General features: G+C 37.0%; 19 protein-coding genes. 10 read left to right on the top strand and 9 right to left on the bottom strand.

What is annotated here, in order from left to right; genetic code table 11:
- The first annotated feature begins 191 nt into the window (after nucleotides 1-191).
- On the top strand, nucleotides 192-2,015 hold the full coding sequence (locus tag I7H67_RS14500) for an acyl-CoA dehydrogenase C-terminal domain-containing protein (protein WP_005301163.1): 1,824 nt from the start codon (nucleotides 192-194) through the stop codon (nucleotides 2,013-2,015).
- Nucleotides 2,016-2,081: 66 nt separating this feature from the next.
- Here the strand turns inward: I7H67_RS14500 and I7H67_RS14505 are convergent, their stop codons facing one another.
- Complete coding sequence (locus tag I7H67_RS14505) at nucleotides 2,082-2,729, bottom strand: hypothetical protein (RefSeq protein WP_198308161.1); 648 nt, start codon at nucleotides 2,727-2,729, stop codon at nucleotides 2,082-2,084.
- A 250-nt stretch (nucleotides 2,730-2,979) separates the two neighbouring features.
- On the opposite strand from I7H67_RS14505, the gene I7H67_RS14510 reads away from it, so the two are divergent.
- Nucleotides 2,980-3,234, top strand: a complete 255-nt coding sequence (locus I7H67_RS14510) for a PspC domain-containing protein (protein WP_004789692.1) — start codon at nucleotides 2,980-2,982, stop codon at nucleotides 3,232-3,234.
- A gap of 63 nt (nucleotides 3,235-3,297) precedes the next feature.
- Here I7H67_RS14510 and I7H67_RS14515 read toward each other — a convergent pair whose 3' ends face one another.
- The 4 genes from I7H67_RS14515 to I7H67_RS14530 form a co-directional block, all read right to left on the bottom strand.
- A complete protein-coding gene (locus I7H67_RS14515; protein ID WP_198308162.1) occupies nucleotides 3,298-4,398 on the bottom strand; it encodes an HPP family protein in 1,101 nt (366 codons plus the stop codon).
- 133 nt (nucleotides 4,399-4,531) lie between these two features.
- Nucleotides 4,532-5,329, bottom strand: a complete 798-nt coding sequence (locus tag I7H67_RS14520) for a TIGR03915 family putative DNA repair protein (protein ID WP_198308163.1) — start codon at nucleotides 5,327-5,329, stop codon at nucleotides 4,532-4,534.
- Between the two features lie 2 nt (nucleotides 5,330-5,331).
- On the bottom strand, nucleotides 5,332-6,594 hold the full coding sequence (locus I7H67_RS14525; RefSeq protein WP_033848824.1) for a putative DNA modification/repair radical SAM protein: 1,263 nt from the start codon (nucleotides 6,592-6,594) through the stop codon (nucleotides 5,332-5,334).
- Nucleotides 6,595-6,703: 109 nt separating this feature from the next.
- Nucleotides 6,704-7,120: a lysozyme inhibitor LprI family protein gene (locus tag I7H67_RS14530; RefSeq protein WP_192836296.1), complete on the bottom strand. Its 417-nt coding sequence runs from the start codon at nucleotides 7,118-7,120 to the stop codon at nucleotides 6,704-6,706.
- A 786-nt stretch (nucleotides 7,121-7,906) separates the two neighbouring features.
- On the opposite strand from I7H67_RS14530, the gene glyQ reads away from it, so the two are divergent.
- The 3 genes from glyQ to I7H67_RS14545 all read left to right on the top strand — a co-directional run bounded on the left by glyQ (nucleotide 7,907) and on the right by I7H67_RS14545 (nucleotide 12,013).
- The gene (glyQ, locus tag I7H67_RS14535) at nucleotides 7,907-8,884 is read left to right on the top strand and encodes a glycine--tRNA ligase subunit alpha (protein ID WP_002044989.1); all 978 of its coding nucleotides are present in this window, start codon (nucleotides 7,907-7,909) and stop codon (nucleotides 8,882-8,884) included.
- Nucleotides 8,884-10,953, top strand: a complete 2,070-nt coding sequence (gene glyS, locus I7H67_RS14540) for a glycine--tRNA ligase subunit beta (protein ID WP_198308164.1) — start codon at nucleotides 8,884-8,886, stop codon at nucleotides 10,951-10,953. Before glyQ ends, glyS begins: the two co-directional genes overlap by 1 nt.
- Nucleotides 10,954-11,182: 229 nt before the next feature.
- On the top strand, nucleotides 11,183-12,013 hold the full coding sequence (locus I7H67_RS14545) for a hypothetical protein (RefSeq protein ID WP_013196755.1): 831 nt from the start codon (nucleotides 11,183-11,185) through the stop codon (nucleotides 12,011-12,013).
- Nucleotides 12,014-12,070: 57 nt separating this feature from the next.
- Here the strand turns inward: I7H67_RS14545 and I7H67_RS14550 are convergent, their stop codons facing one another.
- Nucleotides 12,071-12,355: a YciI family protein gene (locus I7H67_RS14550; protein ID WP_198308165.1), complete on the bottom strand. Its 285-nt coding sequence runs from the start codon at nucleotides 12,353-12,355 to the stop codon at nucleotides 12,071-12,073.
- Between the two features lie 282 nt (nucleotides 12,356-12,637).
- Here I7H67_RS14550 and I7H67_RS14555 point away from each other — a divergent pair, with 282 nt between their 5' ends.
- A complete protein-coding gene (locus I7H67_RS14555) occupies nucleotides 12,638-13,087 on the top strand; it encodes a hypothetical protein (protein ID WP_013196753.1) in 450 nt (149 codons plus the stop codon).
- Nucleotides 13,088-13,246: 159 nt separating this feature from the next.
- Here the strand turns inward: I7H67_RS14555 and I7H67_RS14560 are convergent, their stop codons facing one another.
- Nucleotides 13,247-14,158, bottom strand: coding sequence for a DMT family transporter (locus tag I7H67_RS14560; protein WP_198308166.1), 912 nt, complete (start codon nucleotides 14,156-14,158; stop codon nucleotides 13,247-13,249).
- Between the two features lie 108 nt (nucleotides 14,159-14,266).
- Between I7H67_RS14560 and I7H67_RS14565 the strand changes: the two genes are divergently transcribed.
- The 3 genes from I7H67_RS14565 (at nucleotide 14,267) to I7H67_RS14575 (ending at nucleotide 16,232) form a co-directional block, all read left to right on the top strand.
- Nucleotides 14,267-15,133: a LysR family transcriptional regulator gene (locus I7H67_RS14565; protein WP_151823156.1), complete on the top strand. Its 867-nt coding sequence runs from the start codon at nucleotides 14,267-14,269 to the stop codon at nucleotides 15,131-15,133.
- 148 nt (nucleotides 15,134-15,281) lie between these two features.
- On the top strand, nucleotides 15,282-15,701 hold the full coding sequence (locus I7H67_RS14570) for a hypothetical protein (RefSeq protein WP_013196750.1): 420 nt from the start codon (nucleotides 15,282-15,284) through the stop codon (nucleotides 15,699-15,701).
- 96 nt (nucleotides 15,702-15,797) lie between these two features.
- Nucleotides 15,798-16,232 carry a hypothetical protein gene (locus tag I7H67_RS14575; RefSeq protein WP_198308167.1) on the top strand — a complete coding sequence of 145 codons (435 nt, stop codon included), beginning with the start codon at nucleotides 15,798-15,800 and terminating at the stop codon, nucleotides 16,230-16,232.
- Nucleotides 16,233-16,334: 102 nt separating this feature from the next.
- Here I7H67_RS14575 and I7H67_RS14580 read toward each other — a convergent pair whose 3' ends face one another.
- Entirely contained in the window at nucleotides 16,335-17,690 is a 1,356-nt protein-coding gene (locus I7H67_RS14580; RefSeq protein WP_013196748.1) for a S8 family peptidase, read from the bottom strand.
- Between the two features lie 35 nt (nucleotides 17,691-17,725).
- Nucleotides 17,726-18,034 carry a hypothetical protein gene (locus tag I7H67_RS14585; protein WP_198308168.1) on the bottom strand — a complete coding sequence of 103 codons (309 nt, stop codon included), beginning with the start codon at nucleotides 18,032-18,034 and terminating at the stop codon, nucleotides 17,726-17,728.
- A gap of 591 nt (nucleotides 18,035-18,625) precedes the next feature.
- On the opposite strand from I7H67_RS14585, the gene I7H67_RS14590 reads away from it, so the two are divergent.
- Nucleotides 18,626-19,459 carry a hypothetical protein gene (locus I7H67_RS14590; protein WP_191900412.1) on the top strand — a complete coding sequence of 278 codons (834 nt, stop codon included), beginning with the start codon at nucleotides 18,626-18,628 and terminating at the stop codon, nucleotides 19,457-19,459.
- Nucleotides 19,460-19,507 lie beyond the last annotated feature (48 nt).

A 19,507-nucleotide genomic window follows, 5' to 3' on the forward strand; every position in this document is an offset into this window, starting at 1 on the left:
GTTTTTTCACATAAAAGTATAAGTCCTGAATGTAGCAGAAAATGTATTTTCGGGTGTATTTATTTTCGACAAAATTCGCTTTTCTGACATTTCTTTCGGATGTGATTATCATTGTATTTTTATCAGGTGAGTGAATAATCAAATCATCGATTCAGATAATCCCACAATGATTCAAAATTAGGATTAAAGCCATGCCAGCATATAAAGCCCCGCTACATGATATTCGTTTCTTAATGAATGAAGTATTAGATTACCCTGCTCACTATAAAACTTTATCAAATGGTGAAAATGCAGATCCAGATACAGTTGATATGATTCTTGAAGGTGCGGCAGATTATTGTGAAAACGTATTGTCGCCACTTAACCAGCCTGGTGATGAAGAAGGTTGCCATTTTGACAATGGTGAAGTGAGAACGCCTAAAGGCTTTAAAGAAGCTTATGACCAATTCGTAATGGGCGGTTGGCAAGGTCTTTCTTATCCAGAAGAATTTGGTGGTCAAGGCCTACCAATGTCATTAAATCTGATTAAATCAGAAATGATGGGTACTGCAAACTGGTCATTTACGATGTACCCTGGCTTAAGTTCAGGTTGTATGAATACTATCTTGCAATTCGGTACTGATGAGCAAAAACAAACCTATATGCCTAAACTTGTTGAAGGAACTTGGAGCGGCACAATGTGCTTAACTGAGCCTCAATGTGGTACTGACTTAGGTCAAGTTAAAACTAAAGCTGAACCTCAAGCAGATGGCACTTATAAAATCTCTGGTACAAAAATCTTCATTTCTGCCGGTGAACATGACTTAACTGAAAATATTATTCACATCGTACTTGCACGTCTTCCAGATGCTCCTGCTGGTACTCGTGGTATTTCATTATTTATCGTACCTAAATTCATCCCTACTGCTGATGGCGGTGTTGGTGAACGTAATACAGTAGCCTGTGGTTCAATCGAACACAAAATGGGGATCCGAGCTTCTGCTACTGCGGTGTTGAACTTTGATAATGCAACTGGTTATTTAATCGGTGAAGTGAACAAAGGTCTACATGCAATGTTTACTTTCATGAACACAGCACGTATTGGTACTGCTGTTCAAGGTATTGCACATGCTGAGTTATCTTATCAAGGTGCGTTACCTTATGCGAAAGACCGTATGTCTATGCGTGCGCTTTCAGGCAAGAAAGATCCAGATAAAGTTGCTGATGCAATCATTCATCATGCGGACGTACGCCGCCTATTGTTGACTCAAAAAGCAATTGCTGAAGGTGGTCGTTCAATGATCTATCATGCTGCAAAACTTGCAGACAAAATGACAGATGCATTAACACGTGGCGACCAAGCTGCTTATGAAGACTATGATGACAAGCTTGGTTTTTATACCCCGATTTTAAAAGGTTTCTTGACTGAACTTGGTTTAGAAGCTGCAAATAACGGTATGCAAGTTTACGGCGGCCACGGCTACATCAAAGAATGGGGCATGGAACAAATCGCTCGTGATGCTCGTATTTCAACGCTATACGAAGGTACAACAGGCATTCAAGCACTTGACTTGATTGGTCGTAAAGTATTGCTTAGCTCAAAAGGCAAAGTGGTTCGTGACTACACTGCTGAAATCTTAAAATTCTGTGCTGCGCACGCACGTAATAAATACTTACGTCGTTTTGCTTGGGACTTAACTAAGCTTTGTGCTCAATGGAATACATTAACTGTTCGTATCATGCTTGCTGCACGTAAAGACCGTGATATCGTATCTTCTGCTTCTGTAGACTTTTTAATGTTCTCAGGTTACGTGATGATGGCTTACTTCTGGGCGCAACAAGCAGTCATTGCTTCTGAAAAACTTGAAGCAGGTGACGGTGCAGAAACACCTGAATTCTATAAAGCTAAAATCAAAGTTGCAGACTTCTACTTTGACCGTATGTTGCCTCGTACTCAAGGTCATGCAGAGTCGATGGTGACAAGCTCTCGCACATTAACATCATTACCAGTTGAACACTTTAGCTTCGACTACTAATGATTTTTAAATAGAGAAACGAAAAGAGCGCAATTTATATTGCGCTCTTTTTTATTCAAGTAATATTTATTCTTTAGTTAATACATAAGCCTGATTTGGAACAAAATAGTTTTGCTCTAAAAATTCACGATTTTTACCATAATCGCTATAAAACAGTTTTTCCAGATTCATAACCAATCTTTTATTTGAATCAAAATTAAAATAAAAATTAACTTTAGATAAAGGACATTGAATGGTTAACTCATGCTCTTTTTCATCTACCTTCCAATTTAAAGAAGGACATAATTCATTTACAGTGGCACTTTTAGCCCCATCTTTACTTCCCACACGGCCAAAATGAATAACATTCCAATAAGCCGATCCATTGGGTAATAAATTTAAAATGTACTCTGCTTCGCCCGATTCACAATCAGCAAAAGCATCCTCACATGAAATTCGGGTGTGATATCGCCCTACATATTGCAATAAGGTTCCGCTTAATTTTTTAGCTTGATCTAAATTTTCTTCGGGTAAAAAAGTACGCCCTGCCACATAATCTAATGTTTTTGTAGATGTACTATTTTTTATTAGATTTTCTTCATGCGTAGAATTAGAGCTGGCACTAGAGTGATCTTTTGAGTTGGCATGGTTTATATCGCAAGCACTCAGTGTCAGGCACATCATAGCCCCTACAACTAAATACTTAACTAAAAAACTAGACCGCTTCAAAGACATATACATTATTCACAGATAACAGCAACCGCCATGTTTATATTCATTTCAGGCATTAACCAATTGCTGCAATAAACCCTTAAGCCCTGAAAAGGTGCATTTTAGTTGATGTTGGTTTCCATCATTCCAATCCTTTACATATTTTAACCAATTTACTTTTGAGAGGACTTTAAACCCGTTATTTCGCCTCCATATTTTTATTAAGCAAGAGCACAATAGCTTCTTGTAATTATTTATCTTTAAGGAGAATTAGATGGCCAGTTCTGGTTTATATCGCTCGAACCGACACAGCATGATCGCCGGTGTAATGGGTGGTATTGCTGAACGTTTTGGTTGGAACGTAACTTTACTACGTGTCATTTTTGTTTTGATCTCAGTTATGAGTGCGGCCTTTCCAGGAATTTTAGTTTATCTGGTTTTATGGTTAGTCATTCCGAAAAAACAGCCAGAGCATATTGAAGGCTATCGACAATCCGTTCGAACAGTAAATGAAGAACAAGTACGTTAATTAATAATTTTGGTCGCTACGGTTGCATCCCCTAATCAACCGTAGCTTTTTTTATTCTAAAAATTATAGCTTTTGATTTAACTGTTGCTGTAACGCAGCAATCATATCTGCACGGCTGATCATTCCTACGAGCTTACGCTCTTCAACCACAGGAATATAGTTAAAGGATTTTTCTACAAAGTATGGCACCAAATCTTGAATAGGTTGAGTTGGCAGTACCGTGACCACTCGACGACTCATAATTTGTTTTACATAGTGCTGCCAAGAGTTTCTTGGATCTGCTGCGCCCTTAAACCATTCAACAACTTCATATAATGCTAAAGTTCCCACCAAATGGTTTTCTGCATTTACTACAGGTAGGCTCATCAAGTTCACTTGTTTAAATTTATCGAGTGCCTGATGAATGTCGTCATCTTCATGTAGTTTGATAACATCACGGCTCATAATATCCTGACAGATATATTGATTTACCATGCGCTCATTGGCATGTTCCTGAGCCTCTAAAATAATTTTTTCTAAATCGTACTGACTAATATCTAGTAATTCTGTGTGATGCCCTAATGCATACTCAATGTCTTTGGGTTGAATTGATACTTTTTGAGTCGGTGTAGGGTCTTTACTACGGTCATTAAGATGAGCAGTAACCGGATAATGCCGCCCAATTAATCTATTAAAAAAGATGGCGAAACCAAGTAAAAGTAACGAGTTGAGTAAAACTGGATAAAAAATAAAATAAAAGCCTAATTTATGAATTGCCGCCCCACCTAATACCGCGGTAATTGCGACTGCGCCACTTGGTGGATGCAAAGAGTCGGTGGTCATCATTAAAAATATGGCAAAACCTACTGCGACACTAAAAGCTGTAGTTAAATCAGGAATCCACTGCGCACAGGCAACACCAATAATTCCAGCTAAGGTATTACCAATAATCACATTCCATGGTTGAGCCAAGGGACTGGTCGGTACAGCAAACAATAGAACAGATGAGGCGCCCATTGGGGCGATATACCAAGCATTAATTCCACCCAGAACATACCAGCTAATTAAGGAAGAAATTGCTAAACCACACAACGCTCCAATACCGCAAAGTAAGCGTTCCTTTAAAGGTAAAACCTTAAAATTTGGCTTTAAAATCTGTAACCATTCTCGCTGTATAACACTCACAGTACACCTTTGGGGATATGCCGTTATTTATAACGGGCAAAAGTATACGCGCAAAGCTATATAAAGTGCATTTAAATTATATCTTTCAACAACAAGAAAACTTATTAAAAATAATCTTTATAATTTTAAAACTTTAATATTCCATCAATTTTTCATTTAAGTAACGCCAGTAACGTTTTGGTAAATATTGCACATGAAGCTTAATATTCTGGCGTTCTGTAATATTTACGCTGTTAAAATAATCTTTCCAAAGTTGATCATACAAAACTTCTTGCTCATCCAATTCAAGCTGAAAGCTTTGACTCATGCCATTTTTTAAATTACGGTCAACCTCAGAGGCTTCGAGTGAAACTTCATGTATTTCACGTAAATCATAATAAATTCCAAACTTACGTTGCTCGTCATAAATCAGCCAACGTTGATCTTGATACCGTCTTTTAAAATGCGGCTGGATAAGCGGTAAAACATTAAAATCGGGGCGAACCAGACTTAAAAAAAGCTCATCCTTGGTTTTCTTAAAACGAATAAAAGCTTCCATCCGATGCTTCTCTCGCCCGACCTTTTTCGTCCACTGTGCAATTGCTAAAACACTGGGATGTGAATAATCTTTTTCTACAGAAAAATGACTACTAAACACATAAATACAGTAATTAAATATATGCTGATAGGCATCTAAAGATTCAGATAAATAAGCAAAATAAAATTGTTTTAACGAAGAAGATGAAAGCTTTTTTTGCAGTGCTGACCAAACACGCTCGGCATGTTGCTCGTTATTTGAAACCTCAATTTTATCGGCAAATAAGCCATGTTGAGCCGCATCATTTAAACAGAGCCTGACCTGCAATTCTTTAAATTGAAATGCACGAAACACACAGCTCAGCAGCCCCACCATTGAACCATCAAAATAGTAAGCCACTTCATCATTAAACATGACTAAAACCCAAGGCTTAATTGTGGCGAGAGTTGCTGCACATATTTCGAGGAACCCTGCGTTAAAATCTGCTGTCGAATAAAACTTGAAGAAAGTTCTTTTTGGAACTTTGGGCTGTCTTCACAGCGAATAAAGAATTTTGCACGCTGATAAGCTACGCCGAGTTTTTTAAGTAAGTCGATATGGATTTTTCCAAAACGGCGAGCCTGCACAATTTTCTTTGCAGATTTCACACCAATGCCCGGTACACGCAAAATCATTTGATAATCTGCACGATTTAAATCTACTGGAAACTGTTCAGGATGCCTTAATGCCCAGCTTAATTTCGGGTCCACATCAAGATCTAAGTTTGGATGTTTTTCATTGACGATTTCATTGACCTGAAAACCGTAAAAGCGCATCAGCCAATCGCTCTGATAGAGGCGGTTTTCCCGCAGTAATGGCGGTGCAGAACCGACTGCTGGCAAGTAATTATTTTCAGTATTAATTGGGATATAGCCAGAGAAATAGACGCGTTTGAGTTTAAATTCTTTGTAGTGCTTGTCTGCCATAAACAAAACATCTTGATCTGACTCTTGATGAGCACCCACTACCATTTGGGTGGTCTGTCCTGCTGGCACATATTTCGGCACATGCTTAATGATTTGGCGTTCATCTTTAAGCTGAATAAGTCTGTCACGGACCAAACCTAAATCTTTTTGCACTTCCTGATGTGATTTTTCTGGTGCAAAAGTTTTTAGGCCAACCTCGGTAGGCATCTCTAAATTAATACTCATACGGTCAGCATATAAACCTGCTTCATGAATCAGTTCAGGCGATGCTCCCGGAATGGTTTTTAGATGAATATAGCCATTAAAGTTTTCTTCAAGGCGCAACTTCTTCACGACTTGAAGCATACGCTCCATCGTATGATCGGCTGATTTAAAAATGCCAGAGCTCAAAAATAAACCTTCAATATAATTACGGCGGTAAAAATTAATGGTTAAGTCTACGACTTCTTGCACTGTAAATGCTGCACGTTGGACGTCATTAGAACGACGTGAAACACAATAGGCGCAGTCAAAAATACACACATTACTAAATAGAATTTTTAAGAGTGATACACAGCGACCATCTTCAGTATAGCTATGGCAAATTCCTGAATGGCTGGCATCACCTAGACCTTTATCTTTGTTTTTACGGTCACTGCCACTTGATGAACAAGACACATCATATTTAGCAGCATCGGCAAGAATCTGTAGTTTTTCTCGAATGCGATCAGACATATCAAACGACTCATTTATGGCATCGTTTAAAAAATATCATTTTGCATTCTTAAATTTAATCCAGCGAAGTACGCTAAGCGTCATGAGGTGACGTTTAAAATAATCCGTCTTAATTAACGTATTCTTCAAGCTGCTTTACACGCGCTGCATACTCTTGCATTGGGCAATACGAATACATCGGTGAGCCAATGTATGAGCCTGCATTACTACATTCCTGATCTACATAAGCTTTCCAAAGTCGCTGAGATTTTAAAATATCTTGGTAACGCTCTGGCTGTTTGTATTCTTCGCTTTGTGTACGAATTTGATCAATGAGAGCAACAATTTTTTCCTCATAAATCTTTTTTACTTGTTCAGAACAGCTATGCACGACCATGTTATTAATACTTTCAAGCTTCATTTCTTTAATGGTCTGATCTACACATTGATTATATTCATCTTGCTCATCAGTTTCGGTTTGTGCATATAGCCACGGACTACAGAAAAGACTGGATAAAACAATGAGTTTGCAGCAAAATTTCAGCATAATTAATTCTCGATTCTATAATTTTTAATATGCTTCAATATAACAAAAATTCTGTAACGGTTGCCTATAATCCAAGTTCAAAGAACAGAACATCAACATTGAATGAACGCTCTGCTAATTGAATATAAAATCCTTATAAGCAGAACTATATTAATTAAACATTTTGATTTGATCACATTTTCAAATACATTAACTTTTATTCATGCTATACATAGTTATAAGAATCAAACTCATATTGATTTATATGAAAAAATCTAATTTTAAAATTTTCATTCAAAATTTAGATCCCGATCAAAGCCAAATTCTATATAGCCTTTTAAAAGTTCCACTCTACTTATTTATACCTGCTTGGCTTCTATGGATCTTTACCATGATGCTATATGAAGGGTTCACTTTAGAAATTCTAAAAACTGCTGCGAATATGCCATTGATACTCTTTATGGTTGTAATGACTTATTACATACTCGCGTTTATACCTGCTTATCTATGTCAACTTTTCTTGCAAAAGTATAATTTCATAAATTTTTTCTCAATTATTACTAGTGCGATCATACTTACTACGTTAATTCTTAGTTTAATGTGCTTAGAATTCGCACCAATAGAAATGATCATTTTCTTTAGTTATTTTTCTATAATTTTCGCTATTACATATTGGGTTTTACTATTCAAAAGTATAAAAAAAGCAGCTAAGCCATCAAATCTGAAATTCCCAAACTAGCCTTTGCCACTCCCCCACAAAATCCTTATACTTAGGGGCAATTTTTCTCATAAATTCGTGGATGCTACATGAGTCGCGCCATCTCGCACATTGATACATTTCAGGGCTTAATTCTTGCCCTACAAAACTATTGGGCCGAACAAGGCTGCGTCGTACTACAACCTTACGACATGGAAATGGGCGCTGGAACATTCCACACCGCAACATTCTTACGTGCTTTAGGGCCTGAAACTTGGAATGCTGCATACGTTCAACCTTCACGTCGTCCAAAAGATGGCCGCTATGGTGAAAACCCGAACCGTTTGCAACACTACTACCAGTTCCAAGTGGTACTTAAGCCAAATCCAGACAACATCCAACAGCTCTATCTTGATTCTTTAAAAGCAATCGGGATCGATACGCTTACTCACGATATTCGCTTTGTAGAAGACAACTGGGAATCTCCGACGCTAGGTGCTTGGGGCTTAGGTTGGGAAGTTTGGCTTAACGGTATGGAAGTGACTCAGTTCACTTACTTCCAACAAGTCGGTGGTGTTGAATGTTACCCAGTAACAGGTGAAATCACTTACGGTTTAGAACGTCTTGCAATGTACCTTCAAGGTGTTGACTCGGTTTATGACCTTGTTTGGACCAAAGGCCAATTTGGTACTGTGACTTACGGCGACGTATTCCATCAAAATGAAGTTGAACAATCGACTTATAACTTTGAATACGCTCCAGTTGAAAAACTATTTGAACTGTTTGATTTTTACGAATCAGAAGCAAACCGTTTAATTGAAGCAAAACTTTCTCTTCCTGCTTATGAGCAAGTTGTTAAAGCATCTCATACCTTTAACTTACTTGATGCACGTGGCGCAATTTCTGTGACTGAGCGTCAGCGTTACATTTTACGTGTACGTACTTTGGCTCGTGCTATTGCACAAAGTTATGTACAAGCACGTGCAGAGCTTGGCTTCCCAATGGCAGAACCACATTTACGTGATGAAGTATTGGCACAGCTAAAAGCACAAGCTGAAAGTGAAGCAGCAAAGGCGGAGAAAAACTAATGAGCAAACATACTGTTTTATTCGAACTTGGCTGTGAAGAGCTTCCACCAAAAAGCTTGAAAACTTTACGTGATGCATTACAGGCAGAAACGGTAAAAGGCTTAAAAGATGCTGGCTTAAATTTCGCATCAATTGAAGCTTATGCAGCTCCACGTCGTTTAGCGCTTAAAATTGTTGATATCGATGCTGCTCAAGCTGATACACAAAAACGTTTTGATGGCCCTGCTGTTCAAGCGGCTTACGATGCAGAAGGCAAACCGACTAAAGCACTCGAAGGCTTTATGCGTGGTCAAGGGATTACAGTTGACCAGATTTCTACTTTCCAAGCAGGTAAAGTTGAAAAAGTTTGCTATTTAAAAGATGTGAAAGGTCAAAGCCTTGATGCTTTACTTCCACAGATTTTACAAACTGCGTTAGACAATTTACCAATTGCTAAGCGTATGCGTTCTGCTGCAAGCCGTACCGAATTTGTACGTCCAGTGAAATGGGTTCTTTTACTCAAAGACGATCAAATTGTTGATGCGACTATTCAAGATCACAAAGCTGGCAATGTAACTTATGGTCACCGTTTCCATGCACCTGAAGCTGTGACTTTAGCGCATGCAAATGACTACTTAGCTGCTTTAGAAAAAGCTTATGTTGTTGCGAACTTTGAAAAACGTCAAGCAATCATTCAAGAACAAGTAAAGAAATTAGCTGATGAAGTTAACGCGACTGCAATTGTTCCAGCTGACTTACTTGATGAAGTAACAAGCTTGGTTGAATGGCCAGTTGCTCTTCGTGCAAACTTTGAAGAGCGCTTCCTTGCTGTTCCTCAAGAAGCACTCATTACGACAATGCAAGACAACCAGAAGTATTTCTGCTTGATCAATAGCGAAGGTAAATTACAGCCTTACTTTATTACTGTTTCAAACATTGAGTCTAAAGACCCAACTCAAATTATTGAAGGTAATGAAAAAGTTGTTCGTCCTCGTTTGTCTGATGCTGAATTCTTCTTTTTACAAGATCAAAAGCAACCACTTGCATCTCGTAAAGAAAAATTAGCAAACATGGTATTCCAAGCGCAGCTTGGTACGCTTTGGGATAAATCAACACGTATTGCGAAACTTGCTGTTGCATTATCTGCAATCACTGGCGCAAACCCAGCAGATGCTGAAAAAGCTGCATTACTTGCTAAATGCGACTTAACTTCAGAACTGGTAGGTGAGTTCCCAGAACTTCAAGGTATTGCAGGTACTTACTACGCGCGTATTGAAGGTGAAAATACTGAAGTTTCAGAAGCGTTAGGTGAGCAATATTTACCAAAATTTGCTGGTGATGTTTTACCAAAAACCAAAACAGGTACAACGATTGCTCTTGCTGACCGCTTAGATACCCTAGTTGGTATTTTCGGTATTGGACAAGCGCCGACAGGTTCTAAAGATCCGTTTGCTCTTCGCCGTTCAGCAATTGGTATCTTACGTTTAATTATTGAAAATGAATTAGATATAACAATTGAAGAGCTAGTTAATCTTGCACTTCAAGCTTATGGCGACATCGTTAAAGACCACGACAAGACTCTTGCTGATGCGGTTGCATTCTTGGAAGGTCGTTATCGTGCTAAGTACGAAGACCAAGGCGTTGCCGTTGACGTACTTCAAGCTGTTCAAGCACTTGCACCGAAGTCTCCACTTGATTTTGACAAACGTGTAAATGCAGTTAACCACTTCCGTACATTACCTGAAGCTGCTGCACTTGCTGCTGCAAACAAACGTGTTGCTAATATTCTTGCGAAAGAAGCAGCCCCAGAAGGTTCTGTAGTTGAAGCAAACTTGGTTGAAGATGCTGAAAAAGCATTATTCGCTGAACTTCAAGCAGTTACCCCTGCTGTTGAACCATTACTTGCAGCAAAAGATTACACTGCTGCCCTTTCTAAACTTGCAGCACTTCGCGCGCCGATTGATGCATTCTTTGATGGTGTAATGGTAATGGCAGATGATGCTGACCTGAAGGCAAACCGTTTACGTTTATTGGCCCAGTTACGTAACTTGTTTACTGCTGTTGCTGATGTGAGTGTGTTGCAGGGTTAAGATTATATAGAAATTAATTTTTGTATAATTAAGCTTTATTAAAACCATGTTTTCGATCTAAATCGGAAGCATGGTTTTTTAATACTTTTATTTTCTAATTTTATTCAAAATAATAAATGATTAATTTGTGAACGCTCAATAAATAACAATTATTTACTTTTATTTTAGTTAATCCATAATTTAACCAGTTTTAACAAATAATTACCTAACTTAATAAAGAATGATTGCAATGAAAAACTTAAATTTATTACTCATATCAACATTATTATTTACTGGATGTGCAACGACTAAATCGATTCAATATCCAGCAGCGGGAAAACAAACCTCTCTTTCTGTTTCTTCAGAACAACTTTCTTCAATGACTGAATCAGGTGCAGGTGATTACTTTGTAAAGGAAAGTCAAATATTAGTTGGTGATGCAAGTAGTGCTTCGGCCAGTCCAGTTTCTGGAATGTTTGGCCTTATCGGAGTAGGAGTCGCAATGGCAATTGATAAAAATGCAAATAGTTCAGCTATTGAAAAAAGCTCTATCAATCAACCTATTAAATTTGACCAATTAACAAATCAAAAAATTAACGATTCTCTCGCTCAAAATAAAGCAGATCCTACACTTAAATTATTAGATTTAAATCAGACATCCGAAATTAAAATTGTGCCTTATTCACGCCTTTCTTTCCGTGAAAAGCCAATTGTAAAAGTAAATTTTGGTCTAAAGACCCAATTTAAAAATGCGGCAGACAATAATGCAGATACAAAACGCTTATATCACTATGTAAGCAAGGAACGTATTTCTTTAGCTGAATGGGAAGCTCAAAATAATTTATTATTTATGAAAAAAGCAGATCAAGCATTTGGCGCTCTTAGCCAAGTATTCACTTTAGATTTACAACATCAATTAAATTTAAAAGCATTTGATGAGAATAAGCAAAAGAACTGTAAAACTAATGCAGATACATCCTTAGTTTCTTTTATACAGACTCCTGACAATTTATGTGTTGGTGTAGTTAAAACAAGTAAAGGAGATGTATTCGAAAATAGTATTTATATTGTTGAGCAATAATAAAAATTAACCAAAAGACTAGAGAACTACTTAAATTTAAGTAGTTCTCTAATGTAATCAAACAAACTCTTTAATTTCTTCTAAACTTTTCGATGGCTCAAACCACATGAAATCATAATCAGCCAAATCTTGAATATAAAACGGATCATTTTTCATGATTTCTTCGGCTTCTTGAATGGAAGAACTTAAAACTAAAATTATCCCACCTACTCTATTTTCTCGACGCCCTGATGCCAGAAATTTCTTCTGCTCATAATAATGATCTAAAAAAGCAATATGCTCCTTGAGTACAGCATCAACTTCGGCTAATAGTTTTTTATAGGTCAAGGTAACAACAATCATCTCATTCTCTTAAAGTAAGCAGCACATGACATAACATCAATCTACAGATAGTTTAATGATCTATAGCTCATTCGATACTACGCCTATTCCCCCAGTTCATCCACATTAAAACTTTTTATAATAATGACCCTACACAGTAGCGCAATAATTAATTCAATTCCCTAACTTGTTTACGACGTTTATTCGTGTAAGTATTTTTCGCAGATAAGTCTTTATAATAATTTGATGTTTTCAAAAAATATCGTTATAAATTAGCTGCTTTTATTAATTAAGATTATATAAATGAAAAAGAATATTTTATTACTTGTTATTTCTATCTTATCCATTGGACAAATAGCCTGTTCTATAAATCCTCATCGGATCACTTTACCTGATACTACAAACCCTCCTGCTATAGAAAAGATTAATGTGGTTGGAATGTCTCGAAGTGAATTTCTAAATAAATTCCATCCGCCCGTAGTAAGTAGACTCATTGGTGATAAAAGGATAGATACGATCACTTATTATAAAATTAACAATAAACCAAAAGCATATGGAATGGCTTTATATAACGGCTTAGTAGCGAATACAATCGTGTCGACATTACACAATATAATGCCGAGTGAATTATCACTCGATTCCGTTGACGAAACAGTATCAATCTCAGACTCCGCACTTAACAAAGAGAAAGTAGTAATTGAGATTACGTATGATTCCTCTAGTCATATTGAAAAAGTCGAAAGAGTAGAATAATTTAATTATAAATCCTTATTTTTTGGCTATAACCAAACTTTTCATGGTGAAATTAATTAAAGTAAATTCTAAAAACTATTGAGGCATGCTGATTTAAGTGACTTTTTAATGAAATTAATATTCTCACTCTTAAATCAGCGCTCAATAACTGTCTCATTATTATCCACTTAGCTTGGTACAAGAATTATTTTTCCAATTCATCCATACCAAGCTCCCCACAATAATTACTCCACCCAGCAACACCATCATTGATGGTTTTTCATTTAAAAAAAGAACCGCCAAACTCATGGCGACAATCGGCGAACAATATAAAAAATTCGATGCAATCGTTAACGACATATTTTTAAGTACATAACCCCAAAGCACATAAGCCATCGCACTTGGAAAAATACCTAATAGGACAACCGACATATTGGCTTGCCAAGTGGCATGTAAAATTTCACTAGGCAAATGAGCACTATAAAAAAGTAAAGGAATGGTTCCGAACCAGATGATGTAGCACATCATGCTCAAGGCATCATAATTTAAAGCAAATTTCTTATATAAATTAAAATAAAGACCCCATGCAATTGCAGCTAAAACAATTAATAAACTATAAGGGCTCGGTACACCAAAACCATGATCTCCACTAACCACCAACACGGCGCCGCAAAGACCGAGCAAAATACATAACCATTGTTTGAAACTAATTTTTTCCTTAAAAAGCAAAGCTGAAATAATAAAAGTAAATAAGGGAATAGATTGACTCAAAATACTAGATGCGACTGCAGTTACATATTGCTGCCCCGTATTTATAAGCAAATGATGAAGCGTTACAGAGAAAAATCCTAATACAGCAAGTGCAGGAGCATCTTTCCACTTTAAAGGTTGAATGCCTTTTTTCATAATCAATAAAAGTAAAAAAAACGATGCAATCAAAAAGCGGAGCAAGGCAATATGCTGCGGTGTATATGAATGCAAAGCACTATGTACGCCAATAGGTGAATAGCCCCAACAAAAGACGGTCACAGCAATACATAAATAGAGCTTAAATGCGGGAGGCTGGGTTTCGGCAGCAAGAGAAATTGCCATGTTAAATCTGCACTAATGAAATGGAACACTTTCATCATATGCGCATGGATAGTTGAATAAAATTAACTTATATTGAGTCAAATATTCATTAAAAGTGAATGATAAAATATGGATATCGCACAGCTAAAAATGTTTCAGACCGTGGTTGAATGCGGAACAATGGCTAAGGCATCAATGCAACTACATTGTGTACCATCCAATATCACAACGCGCATTAAACAACTCGAAGAAGAATTAGGCGCACCGCTGTTTTATCGGGAAGGAAAACGTTTAAAGCTCACGCCCTCTGGAGAAATTTTTCTTAATTATTGCCATAAAATTTTAGCGCTATGCGATGAAGCAAAACGTAGTATTCACCCTGATGCTCCACCCTCTGGCCCATTAAAAATTGGGGCGATTGAATCTTCTGCCACAACTCGTCTGCCTAACTTACTTGCGAAGTATCATCAACGTTTTCCAGAAGTTTCTATTCAAATTATTACAGGCACATGGAAACAGCTATTAGTCGATATTTCTCAACACAAACTTGATGGTGCAATTGTAGCGGGCAATATTGAGTTTCCTATGCTGAATAAACTTAGTATTTATCAAGAAGAAATGGTCTTGATTGCATCTCATTCTTTGGGAGAAATCCACAACCAAGAAGACTTGATTGGTAAAGAAATTTTTATGTGGACTGAAGGCTGTCCTTACCGAGCAGCTCTTGAAGAATGGCTTAAGCTCAAAAATATTTCACTTCCAATTACTAGCATTACCAGTTACGCCACCATTATTGGTTGCGTCAGCGCAGGCTCTGGGGTGTCTTTGGTACCGAAGAGTATTTATGAACAATATAAAAATTTAACCAATATTCGAGGCTATAAATTTGAACACCTTGCCTTTATGCAGAATCAATTTTTTTGGCATAAAAATGTGAGCAACCATAAAGCTCGAGATATGTTTTTAGATTTAATTAAGTCTGAATTTTGTTTATGAGTCATTGGGATAATTACTTTATTGCGATCAAGTGATGATTTATCGTAATCAAATCGTATGGGTTTTATCTCATTGCAGTACAAGCTTTATTTTTAACAGTAAGATCACCACTTCATCTTTTGATTCTGGTTGGGGAGATTTATCCAAAATGAAAACCATACACATTTTATGTATTGCGACCTCTATGTTGGCTTCATCGACCTTATTTGCAGAAACAACGCAACCACAACAAGTGGGTGAAACAACCTCTAAAGCACAACCTTATGGTGATAACCCAAGTTTAGGTCGTGTATTGTTATATAAAACTGGAAAAGGCATACAAAATTTAGGAGACTCTATTCAAGGAGCTTCTGAAAAAACCTCAAATAAAATTAGCGAAAAGTGGAAAAACACCAAAGAATTTACAGCTGAAAAAGCAGAAGTTGTTCAGCAGAAAGCAGATACAGCCAAAGCTTTTACAGAAAATAAAATAGATCAAGCGAAGCAAAATATTACCAGTAGTCGAAACGGTGAAAATATCCCAATTGAACAAGGTGAGCTAAGTAAATCGAGCACAACAACTAACTAATTTGCTAGGACAGCGCGATAAATTCGCGCTTTTATAAATACAGATATTCATTTAGAACTATTGATCATCAACTATAAAGAGCTAGGAATCTGCCTTATGAATAGTCAAAAACTTCTCTTTTCAACACTATGCTGCTTAGCATTAACTGCATGTGCAACCTCTGCACCTCCTTCTTCATCTTATTCTCAGGCACAAGTTCTAGAGCAAGATACCAATATCGAAGCTTATCCATCAACTACAGGTAATGTAGCCAAACTCATTAAACAAGATAAGCAAGCTTGTATGATTGAATTTACGGGATATTTAGGGGGCGGACACGTCACTGAACACTGGGTATTTAATGATAAAGGGCTCATTTCAGCCACATCATTTACACAACAATACCCTGATGAGTCAGGCATATTAAATCAGGCAACAAACTCTACGACTAAAAGCTCAACAACTTTTAATATTCAAGATCCAGAAATTCAGAATAATTTCAAAAAACTCCAAAATAACTTTAATCCAGCAAATTTAGAAAAGTGTTATTAATACTTTTTCATAAAAAGCCCGTTGCAAAAGCTATCTTCTGCAACGGGTTATAGCTATTTTAAAAATTTCTTGGACCTAATTTAAAAAATTATAAATAAGCTATTAATTAATGGTTAAACCATTTGTTGCTGCCAGTAAATCAATACGCGGGAAAACCAAGCCCGTTCTTGAGTCAGTAATTGGTTTACCTGTCGTTTTTAAACGGCTGATGGTTTGATCAATACTTTCTGTTGGACTTACGCTATTCGCTCGTAATAAAGCAATCGCACCGGCCACATGTGGTGTCGCTTGAGATGTACCTCCCATAGTGTAGCCACCTGCCGTAATCATTGCTCCCGGTGCCAATAAAGTCACAAGGCTACCACCATTACTGAAACACGCCACTTTGTCTGCTGCTGTTGTTGGGTCAGAACATTTCACTGGATTCCCCCATGACACACCACCAATATTACTATCATAAACAGCACCAACTCTTACTGCACCAGCAACACAGGCAGGAGATGAAATTCCATCTGAAAATGCATCATTGCCTGAAGCGACTACAGGTACCACACCAGCAGCTCGTGCATTAGCAAATGCCGTTCCATAACTGCTGTCGCTACACTCCGAGGTATATTTAACACCCGGCACGCCAAGGCTTAAATTAACTGCTTTAATATTATAGGTTTGTGCATTATTTACAGCCCAATTAATCCCTGCGAGGATATCACTATCATAAGCTGTGCTTACCCATTTACCTTGGGATCTGACCTTTCTAAACACATCAATGCCTATAATTTTGGTCTTGGTGGCAACCTTAGACACAATGCCTGAAACATTACTACCATGCCCATCATCATCTAAAGCGCCATCATCTGGTGCACTATCAAATGAGTAAACAACGCGACAAGTATTTGATGGTGTATTTACTGCCGTACAACCAAAATCAGAATGAAGATAATTCACCCCTGTATCAATCACTGCCACACTAGAGCCTTCACCAGTGAAACCATTGGTATTTGCTTGTGGTTGATTAATTAAAGGTAAACTTTCATTGGTCGTGGTTTGATTAATACGATTTGGATAAACCGCTTTAACATTCGGATCATTGAGTAAAGAGACCAAAGCTTCGCGGTTACTAATCCGATAAAAAGCTAAAGGCAAATTATTGTAGTCCCGAAGTACTTGAACACCACCAGCACGGTTAAACCTTGCCTGTAAATTTTTCTTATTTGTTGCAATATAACTTCGCCGTTCTAACCCGGAAGGCACGCTCACCGAAGCAATATTGTATTCAACAATTAAATCATTCGAATCATTATTAACCAAGGCATCTAAATCGATTTTACCCTGAAATACTTTTTGTTTTGCTGCCTGATTTAATCGCTGTTTAGCACCTTTAGAATCTAAAGGAAGAGCAGATGCAGTTGTACTTAAAATCGTACATAGACCTAATAGAAATAACGTTTTACTTTGCATTATTTTTCTCCGTAGTTTTTCAACTAACAATTTACTTATTTCGCTTTTATTTCATTTGCTGGATCTTTTTCTGGATCAATCGGTTGAATTGAAGGATCACTTTTTGTGTCATAAAAAGGAACAGTATCAGCTGATACCGATTGAGGATGAGTTGAATGTTGAGATAGATTTTTAGGTTGAGTAGGCTCCTTAAGTCTAGAAAGAAAAGACGATGTGTCTGGTTGTGGCGAATTCGACTCATGTAAAGCAGAATTAAACACATCAGATGCACCACTTGTGGGCTTTAAATAGAGAACAACGGCGATCAAGCCGACTATTACAAGAAGGGAAGCAATAATTTTCATCTGTCATATCTCTGTTTTTTTGTTTATAGATATCTATTTTTATTTTTGATTATTTGAAATAAAGCAGCATTTCTTAATAGATTTATCATGTGAAAAATCTATTTAATGAAATACATAACCACTAAAAAGTTAAAATAACTTTATCCCGAATAAGCAAAAATACAGTTCTGCCCTGTACGTTTATATTTCTGGCAGAAGATGGTTCAAAAAAGTGCTAAAAAGCGCCTTATTCTCATAATAAGCAATAACTATGCCGTTTACTCCAATAAATAATGAGATTTACATCACATTTGAAGATATAGAGAACAAATTCGAAAAAACGAAATGAAAAAATTAAAATATATTTTTTTTAAAACTAAATAATAAGAACTCATTTTGCTTAATTAGATTTTCTAATAAATAAATGTTCTTTTTCACTTTATTATTAATTTTTATTAATCTCCACAATTCCTCCCTAGTCTGTTTACTCAACGTAACACTGTTGTAACGTTTTGATGAAGTCAGTTCCCAAGCCCATATTCCCTTGGCTATGATTCGTTTGCGTTTATGAAATACCTCACTAAAAGGGTATATTCTTTGAAGGATATCGCAATGAAAATGATGAAAACAGCTATCGTTACTGCAAGTGTTCTTGCTTCTGCTTCTATTTTTGCACAAAGTGCGGGCGTTAATGCAGATGCTTCTGCTCAAGTAAATGTACAACCGGGTGGTCTTGTTAGTGGCGTAGCCAATACAGTCAAAAATACTGCACACACTGTAGGTAGCACAGCAAAGCATGCTGGTCATGTCGCTGCTGACACTACAGTTAAAGCAACTAAAAAAACAACAGGAAAAGTGACTGAACTTTCTTCTAAAGCTGCAAATGGTACAAAACACATAGCAACTGAAGCTGCAACGGGTACCAAACACTTTGCTACCGAAGCTGCGACAGGTACTAAAAATGTAGCGACTAAAGCTGCAACAGGTACTAAACATTTTGCTACCGAAGCAGTAACAGGTACTAAAAATGTAGCGACTAAAGCTGCAAACGGCACTAAAAACCTAGCAGTTGAGGCTAAAGCTGATACAAAAGCAGGTTTTAATGCTGTAAAGACTAAAGTTACAGAAAAACAAGCAGACCAAAAAGAATTTACTGCTGAAAAACAAGCTAATGCTCAAGCGCATGTAGATGCAGTAAAAACTCGTGTAGCTCAAAATCAAGCTGAGCAAAAAGAATTTGTAGCTGATACTAAAGCTGATGCCCAAGCACAGTTGAATGCAGCTCAACCAGCACATGCAATTAATGCTCAAACTGGTGTAAATGTTGGCGTTAACGTTGGTCCTGTTGGAGTTAACACAAACGCAAATATAAATGCTGGTGCTCAATCGTCTACACAAAAAGCTGAAAAGAAATCTTGGGTTAAAGGTCTTTTCGGTACGAACTAATATCTTATAAATAAAAAAAGGGCAATTCATTGCCCTTTTTTTATTTCT

Source organism: Acinetobacter sp. ACIN00229, from assembly GCF_016106645.1.
Classification (GTDB): Bacteria; Pseudomonadota; Gammaproteobacteria; order Pseudomonadales; family Moraxellaceae; genus Acinetobacter; species Acinetobacter oleivorans.